Raw genomic sequence first — 3234 nt, 5'->3', positions numbered from 1 at the left:
GGCCGCGGAGGTCGAGGCGCTGCGCCCGCGCGTCACGGGCCGCGCGGGCGACCTGGCCTTCGACGATTTCCGCGACGCCGACGACGTCTTCGCCGCCATGATCGAGGTGCACACCGCGGGCGGCGAGTACATGTGGGTGCCGACCGAACGGCTCCGCGCGCTGTCCTTCGATGCGCCCAAGCGCCCGCGCGACCTGTACTGGCGCCGCTGCACCATCGAGATGAAGGACGGCCAGGAGGGCGTGGTCTACATCCCGGTGGTCTACCCCTGGACCGCCAAGGACATGCCGAACCCGCTGCGGCTCGGGCGCGGCACCGAATGGCAGGAGGACGGCACGCTGGTGCGCGGCCTGGGCGGGCGCGAATTCCTGGTGGGCGAGGAGGCGAAGACGCTCGCCGAGCTCGACGAGCTGATGTTTGATTGAGATGCCCTCAGACGGCGGGCGCCGGCCATCCGGCCGGCTTGCCTTCGCGCCATGCGCGGCCGCTCCGGCGGCTACGGGCCGGTCGGGCGCGGTCGCGCTCTGCGCACCCGGATCGCGCATCGACGCGATCCGCCTGGACCGGCAACCGGCCGTTGCGCCCGATCGTGCAGGGCAGCGCGCGCCGCTGCACGTCGTGCGCGTGGCGCGTCAAAGCCGATCGACGGAACACGGCGCGCCGCCTCCAATCCCATCGGATCGCGCCTCTCGCGATCCGGGAGCGCGCAGCGTGACCGCGCCAGACCGACAGCCGCGCGAGGTGCACCCGTGCAAGGCGCGCAAGCGAAGCCGGCGCATGCCGGCGCCCGCCGTCTAAGGGCCTAGAAGAATGTCCGACACCCGCTCGAGCCCGCGCATCCGCCTTCCGCTGCTCGACCGGCTGCTCGATGCCGACCCCGACAGCCCGCGCGACCCGCCGCTGTCGCAGTCGCTGGCGGTCGAGCAGCTGCGCCTCGCGGTGCGTCGCGACCTCGAAGCCTTGCTGAACGCACGCCGGCGTCGCCTGCCGCCCTTGCCCGGGCTCGCCGAATTGCCGCTCTCGCCGATCGGCTACGGCGTGCCCGACCCGACCGCCGGATCCTTCACCGAGGAAGACCGCCGCATCGCGCTCTCGCGCGAGATCCAGGCGACCATCACGCGCTTCGAGCCGCGGCTGATGAACGTGAAGGTGCAGATGCGCCAGGAGGAACGCGAATCGATCGACCGCGTCCTGCGCCTCAAGATCGAGGCCGTGCTGCGCACCGACCCGGTGCCCGAGCACATCTCCTTCGAGACGGTGGTGCGCCCGACCACGCTCGATGTCGCGGTGCGGGAGGACTGATCCGTGTCCGAGAGCCTGCTGCCCTACTACAACCGGGAACTCGGCGCGATCCGCAAGCTCGCCGGCGAATTCGCCGACGCCTATCCGAAGGTCGCCGCGCGGCTGCGCGTCACGCCCGAGGCGGTGGACGACCCCTATGTCGAGCGCCTGCTCGAGGGTGTCGCCTTCATCGCCGCGCGCGTGCAGCAGCGCCTCGACGACGAACTGCCGGAATTCAGCGAGACATTGCTCGAGATGCTCTCGCCGCACCTGCTCGCGCCGGTGCCCTCGATGACCACGCTGCGCCTTGCCCCCGCGCCCGACGCGCAGGGGCCGATGCGCGTCGCGCGCGGCCTCATGCTCGAGACCGAGCCGGTGCGCGGCGAACCGGTGCGCTTCCAGACCTGCCACGACGTGACCATCTGGCCGGTCGCGGTCGAGACCTTCAAGCTCGGTGGCCAGCCCATTGCCGCACCCGCCAACAACCGCGTTCAGGCTGCCCTTGCCTGCCTGCGCATCGGCCTGCGCGTGACCACGCCCGACGCCACCTTCGCCAAGATCGGGCTCGACCGGCTGCGGCTGCACCTGCGCGGCGTGGGCGCGATGCCGGCGCTGCTGCACGAACTGCTCTGCACCTCGTGCGTCGGCATCGCGCTGGCGGACAGCCCGGCCGACCCGCGGCCCACGCTGCTCGACCCCGACCGGCTGCAGCCCGGCGGCTTCAGCCACGAGGAAGCCGCGCTGCCCTGGCCGAACCGCGCCTTCGCGGGCTACCGGATGCTGACGGAGTGGTTCGCCTTCCCGGAGAAGTTCCTCTACATCGACCTCTCGGGGCTCGAGGCGCGCACGCTCCTCCAGGAGAGCGACCGCCTCGATATCTACATCTATCTCAACCGCGCCATGCCTGAGCTCGAGCGCGTGCTCGGCCCGGACAACGTGGTGCTCGGCTGCACGCCGGCAATCAACCTGTTCCCGCATCGCTGCGAGCCGATCGCTCTCGATGGCACGCAGTCCGAGTGGATGGTGGTGCCCGATGCGCGCCGCCCCATCTCGCTCGAGATCTACGCCATCGACAGCGTGCGCGAGAGCCGCCCAGACGGACTGCGCCGCGCGGTGCTGCCCTTCTACCGGCTGGGCCGCAACGAGGCCGATGCGGATGAGACCAACGTGGCGGAGGCGAACTACGTCACCTTCCGCCGCGGCGCCACGCCGCCCATCACCGGCACGCAGACCTGGATCGAGCTGCGCGATGCGGGCTTCGACCCAGCGCGCCTGGCCGAAGGCGTGCTGACCATCGAGGCCATGTGCTGCAACCGCGACCTGCCGGCGCTGCTGCCCTTCGGCGCCGGGCAGCCGCGGCTGCGCGTCAGCCAGGGGGGGGCGGCGGTCTCGGCGGTGGACTGCCTCTCGCCCCCCACGCCCACGCTGCGCCCGGGGCTGAACGACCGCGGCGCGTGGCGCCTCATCTCGCACCTGGCACTGAACCACCTCTCGGTCACGGGGGGCGAAGCGGGGGCGGCGGCGCTGCGCGAGATCCTGCGCCTGCACGACCTGCGCGACACCGCCGAGACACGCGCGGCACTCGCCTCGCTTGTCTCGGTGGAGACGCGCCCGGGTGTCGCGCGGCTGCCGGGCGGGCGCGCGGGCGCCTTCGCGCGCGGGCTCGAGGTGACGCTGACCTTCGATTCGCAGACCTGGACCTCGGCAGGCCTCTATCCGCTGGCGCAGGTGCTGGAACGCTTCCTGGCGCTGCAGGTCTCGGTCAATGCCTTCTGCCGCACGCAGGTCGCGCTGCGCGGGCGGCCGGGCATCGTCGCGCGCTTCCCCGCGCGCAGCGGCACCCGGACCCTGCTGTGAGCGGCGCGCCGCAGGACGAGGCGCCGCAGCCGCTGCCCGAGGCGCTCCCCGCCCTCGAGGACCTCGCGGTCGCGACCGAGCAGGCGGCCGCGGCGGC

At 72.6% G+C, this 3234-nt stretch carries 3 protein-coding genes; all 3 read left to right on the top strand.

All coding sequences use genetic code 11. The features are described 5' to 3' along the window. On the top strand, positions 1–424 hold a 424-nt coding region (locus HW578_RS24670; RefSeq protein ID WP_304621650.1), incomplete at its 5' end, for a type VI secretion system accessory protein TagJ. A 385-nt stretch (positions 425–809) separates the two neighbouring features. Then, the gene (tssE, locus tag HW578_RS24665; RefSeq protein WP_198373351.1) at positions 810–1301 is read left to right on the top strand and encodes a type VI secretion system baseplate subunit TssE; all 492 of its coding nucleotides are present in this window, start codon (positions 810–812) and stop codon (positions 1299–1301) included. Positions 1302–1304: 3 nt separating this feature from the next. Further along, entirely contained in the window at positions 1305–3137 is a 1833-nt protein-coding gene (gene tssF, locus HW578_RS24660; RefSeq protein ID WP_198373350.1) for a type VI secretion system baseplate subunit TssF, read from the top strand. Positions 3138–3234: the final 97 nt, after the last annotated feature.

Source organism: Roseomonas rosulenta (assembly GCF_016106005.1).
GTDB classification, from domain to species: Bacteria; Pseudomonadota; Alphaproteobacteria; order Acetobacterales; family Acetobacteraceae; genus Neoroseomonas; species Neoroseomonas rosulenta.
The sequence above is the reverse complement of the archived record's forward strand: the minus strand, read 5'-3'. Positions and strand labels throughout refer to the sequence as shown.